Source organism: Streptomyces longispororuber, from assembly GCF_024448165.1.
Classification (GTDB): Bacteria; Actinomycetota; Actinomycetes; order Streptomycetales; family Streptomycetaceae; genus Streptomyces; species Streptomyces longispororuber_A.
This window is the reverse complement of the sequence record NZ_JAMOLN010000026.1, coordinates 62,336-68,456: the sequence shown is the minus strand read 5'-3', so window position 1 is coordinate 68,456 and position 6,121 is coordinate 62,336. Positions and strand designations below refer to the sequence as shown.

The window sequence follows — 6,121 nt, the reverse complement described above, 5'->3', positions numbered from 1 at the left end:
GGGAGGCGGAGCGGGCCGGCACCGGGGGACTGCTCGCCCAGGCGTCCGTGGACCTGCTGCGCGGGCCGGCGTCGGACGTCGCCGCGTGGGTCGACTTCGAGCTGCGTTCGGCCGAGTACTACGGTCTGCTCGGCGAGATCAGCGGGCGGGCGCCCGACACGGCGGCCGTCGAAGGGTTCCTGCCCGAGGGGATCGCCGGGCAGGTCCACGGCCAGCACCTGGTGGACGACCGGCTGAAGGTGTCGCTGCGCGGCTACCAGGCGTTCGGGGCGCGGTTCGCGCTCGCCCGGCGGCGCGTCGTCCTCGGCGACGAGATGGGGCTCGGCAAGACGGTGCAGGCGATCGCCGTGCTGACGCATCTGGTGGCCGAGGGGCAGAGCCACTTCATGGTCGTCTGCCCGGCGAGCGTGCTCGTCAACTGGACCCGGGAGATCGAGGCGCGCAGCGCCCTGCGCGCCGTCCCGCTGCACGGGCCCGGCCGGGCGGACGCGTTCGCCGACTGGAAGGGGCGGGGCGGGGTCGCCGTCACGACGTTCGACGCGCTGCGCGGGTTCCCGGTGCCGGGTGGCGGGGAGCTGGGGATGCTGGTCGTCGACGAGGCGCACTCCGTGAAGAACCCGCTGACCCTGCGAGCCCGGGCCGTCGCCGAGTGGGCCGCGCGCTGCGAGCGGGTGCTCCTCATGACGGGTACGCCGATGGAGAACCGGGTCGCCGAGTTCCGCGGCCTAGTCCGGCTGCTCGACGCCGGCCTCGCGGACCGGCTCGACGGTGATGCCGGACTCGCGGGCTCGGTGGCCTTCCGCAAGGCGGTCGCGCCGGTCTATCTGCGGCGCAACCAGGAGGACGTGCTGACGGAGCTGCCCAGTCTCCAGCACACCGACGAGTGGGAGGAGCCGAGCGAGCGGGACGAGGCGGCGTACCGGGACGCGGTCCGCGCGGGGAACTTCATGGCGATGCGCCGCGCCGCGTACGCACACCCGGAGGGGTCGGCGAAGCTGCGGCGGCTGCGCGACCTGGTCCGGGAGGCCGCCGAGAACGGTCTGAAGGTGGTGGTGTTCTCGTACTTCCGGGACGTCCTGGACGCGGTGCACGGGGCCCTCGAAGCCGGCGCGGACGGCCCGGTGTTCGGCCCGCTCACCGGCGCGGTCCCGCCCGCCCGCCGGCAGGCGCTCGTCGACGCGTTCTCGGCAGCTGCCGGGCCCGCGGTCCTGGTGGCCCAGATCCAGGCGGCCGGGCTCGGCCTCAACATCCAGGCGGCCTCCGTCGTGATCCTGTGCGAGCCGCAGATCAAGCCGACCCTGGAGCACCAGGCCGTGGCCCGGGCCCACCGCATCGGCCAGCTCCGCCCGGTGCGCGTGCACCGGCTGCTCGCTCCCGGAGGCGTGGACGAGCGCATGGTCCGGATACTGACGGACAAGGCCCGCCTCTTCGACGCGTACGCCCGCCGCAGCGCCGTGGCCGAGGCGACCCCGGACGCCCTCGACGTCTCCGACACGGATCTGGCCCGCCGCATCGTCGAGGAGGAACAGGCCCGCCTGGGCCTGGCCGACGGACCGGACGGCTCCGCCTCCGGACACGCTCCGCAGTCACCGCCCGCCCCGGCGCCCGAACAACCGCCCCCGTAGCCGCAGTTCACACCCCCGGACTCGAACGCCCGCGCAAGGAACGCCACTTCCGGGTGATAACCACCCGTGACGGTGAACCGTCCCCCCGCCGCTCCGCATCATCACCCATGTCCGCATCCGCGCCAGCCGCCCGCACCATCCGCCCCTACGGGCAGCGCAGACGAGGGGGAACCCATGACAGCCGACGACCTCGACGGTGACGACGGACGTCGGTGGGCGCTGCGGGAGCTGATGGCCGAGCGGCGGCAGGCCCTCGGCCTGAGCGTGGCGCAGGCCGCCCGCGCCGTGGGGCTCGCCCCACGCCCGTACGCCGACCTGGAGCACGGCGTCCCGCCCGGCCTGGCGCTCGACCGGCTCAAGACGGTGGCGGACGTCCTGGGCATGACGGGTGCGCTGCGCGAGACGTTCCTGCTGCTCACGGCGGAGCCGGGCGTGACCCCGTACGACCTGGTCGAGCGGCGCGCGCCGACCGTCGAGGAGGTCGCGCACATCGACCTGATGGACCCGAACTCGGCCCTGATCACGGACCACGCGTGGAACGTGCTCGCGGCGAACGCCGCGGTGGCCCGGCTCTTCACCGACCCCGCGCGGACGCCGCGCCGCGACCGCAACCTGGTCCTGTGGCTCTTCACCGGGGACGCGGCGGAACGGTTCACCGACATCGACGAGGTCCGCGCCGACGCCGTCGCCCGGGTCCGCGCGGCCCTCGGTCACATCCCGGCCGACCCGGCCCTGCGCACCCTGGCCGGCCGGATCGCCGCGGACCCGGCCGGCGCCCGGCTGTGGCGCCGCCGCGCGCCGCGGTTGCCCGCGGAGGCGTACCCGCGCAGGCTGCGGCACCCGCTGTACGGCGAGGCGTCGATCCTGGTGACGACGTCCCGGCTGCCCGGCGGACTGCAGCTGGTCGTGCACCACGCCGCCCATCTGATCGGCGGCACGGCGCACGCCCACTGACATCGCCCTTCGGGTACCGCGCGCGGTCAGTGCTTCTTCGCGCCGGCGACGAGGGCGGCCCGGATCGCGTCGTAGGCGGGCTTGTGCCGCAGGTCCTCGTCCCAGGGCAGGGCGGCGCCCTCGCCGTCGAAGACGGCGGGGATCCACGAGTGCCGGTCGGAGTAGCCCCACACGGTGATGCCGACACACCGCTTCACGGCGAGGCAGGCGCTCGTGACCTGGCCGTACCAGTCGGCCTGCTGGGCCAGCTTCGCCTCGTCCGCGGGCAGGATCATGCGGATGTCGAGCTCGGTGAACGCGACGTCGACGCCGAGGTCGGCGAAGCGCTGGAGGTTCTCCTCGATGCCGGCCGGCAGCCCGTACTGGAGCGCCAGGTGACCCTGCAGACCGAAGCCGTCGATCGGGACGCGGTCCGCCTTGAGCTGCTTGATCAGCGCGTAGTACGCGTCCGACTTCGCGCCGAGCCCGTCGACGTTGTAGTCGTTGAGGTACAGCTTGACCTTGGGGTCGGCGGCACGGGCCCAGCGCAGCGCGTCGGCGATGTAGCCGGGGCCGATGGTCTTGTAGAAGATGTTCTCGCGGTAGGTGCCGTCCTCGTTCATGATCTCGTTGGCGACGTCCCAGGCGAAGACCTTGCCGCGGTAGTGCTTGACCACCTGGGTGATGTGGTTCTTGAGGATCGAGCGCAGTTCGTCGGCGGTCCAGGTGCCCTCGGTGAGCCAGCTCGGCAGCTGGCTGTGCCACAGCAGGGTGTGCCCGCGCACCTTCAGTCCGTTGGCCCGGGCGTAGTCGACGATCTCGTCGCCCGGGGCGAAGTCGAAGACGCCGCGCTGGGGTTCGGTGGCGTACCACTTCATGGCGTTGCCGGGGGTGGTGGCGCCGAACTCGCGGCCGAGCAGGTCGGCGTACGCGGTGTCGGCGAGCTCCGGGTTGTCGACGGCGGAGCCGAAGTAGCGGCCGCTCTCCCGGGCCAGGTCGTCGAGCGTCCGTGCCGGGTGCTTCGCATCGGCGTCCGCCTGGGCCGACGGGGCCGCGGCGAGGCCGAGCAGCAGGGCCGTCGCCGCGAGGGCGGCGCCGGCGGCGGATCTGGTGCGGGTGCTGCGGGCGGATCGGGTGGACGTGCGCATGGTGCGGCTCCTCAGCTCGATGAGATCCCGACTCGCGGGGAGGGGCGGATCGTTGTCCTTGCGCGGCAGGGCATCGGCGCACCGGCCGGTGCGCCGTTCGTTCGTGGGCCGGGCGCCACAGGGACGTCGTGACGCCCGGCGGTTCGGGGTGCCTCAGGGAGGGGGCGGTTTACTTGACGCGCAGTTCGCAGCGCAGCCGCCGCTCGTGCCCGACCTCCCGCTCCGCCCCGGTGAGGGTGAGGGAGACGGTGTGGTGGACGCGTTCGCTGGACGCGGCGACCCGCAGTTCCAGGGCGCCCGGCTCGACGACCCGGCGGCCGTCGGCGCCGGTGTACGCGGCGAGGTCCGCCGGGAACGTGGCGTGCACCTCGGCGCTCGCCCCCGCGTCGAGCGGGACGCGGGCGTAGCCGACGAGCCGCACCTCGGGCCGGGCGACGGTACCGACCGGGTCGTGGAGGTAGAGCTGGACGACCTCGGTGCCGGGGCGGTCGCCGGTGTTGCGGACGGTGAGGCGCACGGTGGCCTCGCCGTCGGTGGACAGTTCGGGGGCGTCGCACTGCGGGGTGTCCCAGGCGAACGTGGTGTACGACAGGCCGTGGCCGAACGGGTAGAGCGCGGTCGGGTCGACGTTGCTGGGATCGCCGCGGCGGCCGAGCGGCGGCGCGAGGTACGGCGCGGGCTGGCCGCCGGGAGTGCGCGGCACGCCGATCGGCAGCCGCCCGGAGGGCTCGACGCGCCCGGACAGGACTCCGGCGACGGCGGGGCCGCCCTCCTGCCCCGGGAAGAACGCCTGGACGACGGCGGCGGCGCGGTCGGCCCAGCGGCCGAGCGCGTAGGGCCGCCCGCTGAGGACGACCAGGACCACGGGCACACCCGAGCGGAACACCTCGTCCAGCATCTCGGCCTGCCCATAGGGCAGTTGAAGGTCCTCGGCGTCGCAGCCCTCACCGGAGGAGCCGCGTCCGAACAGACCCGAGCGGTCACCGACGACGGCCAGGCACACGTCGGCGTCCGCCGGGTCGTCGCGGAGGACGGCGCCGGGCAGCTCCGCGCGGAGCGCCTCGGCGAACGTCGGCACCTCGACCCCGGCGGGGAGCTCGGGGTGGTTGACGCCGACGTGCCGCGGGAACGTGTAGCAGCCGAGCATCGCGGCCTGTTCGTCGGCGAGCGGCCCGGCCACGGCGATGCGCACCCCGTCGGCCAGCGGCAGCACGCCCCCCTCGTTCGCGAGCAGCACGACGGACTCCTGCGCCACCGTCCGGGCCAGGTCCCGCATCTGGGGCGGGTTCAGGTCGACGGGCGCCTCCCCGGCGACCGGCTCCCAGCCCGGGTCGAGCAGGCCGAGTTCGCACTTCTGGGTGAGGACGCGCAGCGCAGCGCGGTCGAGCAGGTCCTCGGGGACGCGGTCGGCGGCGGGCAGGCAGCGCGCGGCGGGCAGTTCGACGTCGACGCCGGCCGCGAGGGCGAGCCGGGCTGCTTCCCCCTCGGAGGCGGCGATCTTGTGGGCGGACTCCAGGAACGCGATGCCGAAGTAGTCGGCGACGACCGTGCCGGTGAACCCCCAGTCGTTCCGCAGGAGTCGGGTGAGATGGCCGGCGTGGGCGTGGCCGGGAAGACCGTCGATGTCGTTGTAGGCGGCCATCACGGAGCGGGCCCCGCCCTCGCGCAGCGCCATCTCGAACGGGGGCAGGATGACGTCGGCGAGCTCGCGCGGGCCGAGCGGGGCGGGTGCGTGGTTGCGGGCGCCGCGCGAGGCCGAGTACCCGGCGAAGTGCTTGAGCGTGGCGACGATGCCGGCGGCCTCCAGACCGCGCACGTAGGCGGTACCGATGGTGCCGACCAGGTACGGGTCCTCGCCGATGGACTCCTCCGTGCGGCCCCAGCGCGGGTCCCGTACGACGTCGAGGACGGGGGCGAGACCCTGGTGGATGCCGACCGCGCGCATGGACGTGCCGATGGCCTCGGCCATCTCGGTGATCAGGGCCGGGTCGAAGGTGGCGCCCCAGGCGAGCGGCGTCGGGAAGACGGTGGCCTGCCAGGCGGCGAAGCCGGTGAGGCACTCCTCGTGGGCGAGCGCGGGCACGGCGAACCGGTTGCCCTCGCGGATCCGGTGCTGCAGTTCGGCGAGCCGGGCCGCGCCTTCGGCCGGTTCGACGGGGACGGTGCCGAAGGGCCGGGTCAGCTGGCCGAGACCGTGCGGGAGCAGGGCGTCGAGGACCGCGCTCTCGGCGACGTACGTGTGCTGTCCGGGCGCCACGGCGGCGGTGTCGGTGTCGATGTCGGCGCCCAGCCACACACTGCAGAGCTGGGCCTTCTTCTCCTCGCTGGTCATCCGGGCGAGCAGGTCGGCCGCCCGGACCTTCGCGGGCAGGCTGGTGTCCTGCCAGGGCTGGACCATGGAACTCCTCAAGTGCG

4 protein-coding genes are annotated in these 6,121 nt (G+C 74.3%); 2 read left to right on the top strand and 2 right to left on the bottom strand.

The annotated features are described in order from the left end of the window. Together M4J07_RS10510 and M4J07_RS10505 are read left to right on the top strand one after the other, a co-directional pair. Positions 1-1,625 (top strand): DEAD/DEAH box helicase (locus M4J07_RS10510; protein ID WP_255970169.1); only part of this gene is annotated, 1,625 nt, incomplete at its 5' end. Between the two features lie 174 nt (positions 1,626-1,799). After that, positions 1,800-2,579, top strand: coding sequence for an MmyB family transcriptional regulator (locus M4J07_RS10505; RefSeq protein WP_255970166.1), 780 nt, complete (start codon positions 1,800-1,802; stop codon positions 2,577-2,579). 26 nt (positions 2,580-2,605) lie between these two features. Here the strand turns inward: M4J07_RS10505 and M4J07_RS10500 are convergent, their stop codons facing one another. After that, complete coding sequence (locus M4J07_RS10500; protein ID WP_255970163.1) at positions 2,606-3,706, bottom strand: endo-1,4-beta-xylanase; 1,101 nt, start codon at positions 3,704-3,706, stop codon at positions 2,606-2,608. A gap of 169 nt (positions 3,707-3,875) precedes the next feature. After that, complete coding sequence (locus M4J07_RS10495; RefSeq protein ID WP_255970160.1) at positions 3,876-6,104, bottom strand: glycoside hydrolase family 3 N-terminal domain-containing protein; 2,229 nt, start codon at positions 6,102-6,104, stop codon at positions 3,876-3,878. Positions 6,105-6,121 lie beyond the last annotated feature (17 nt).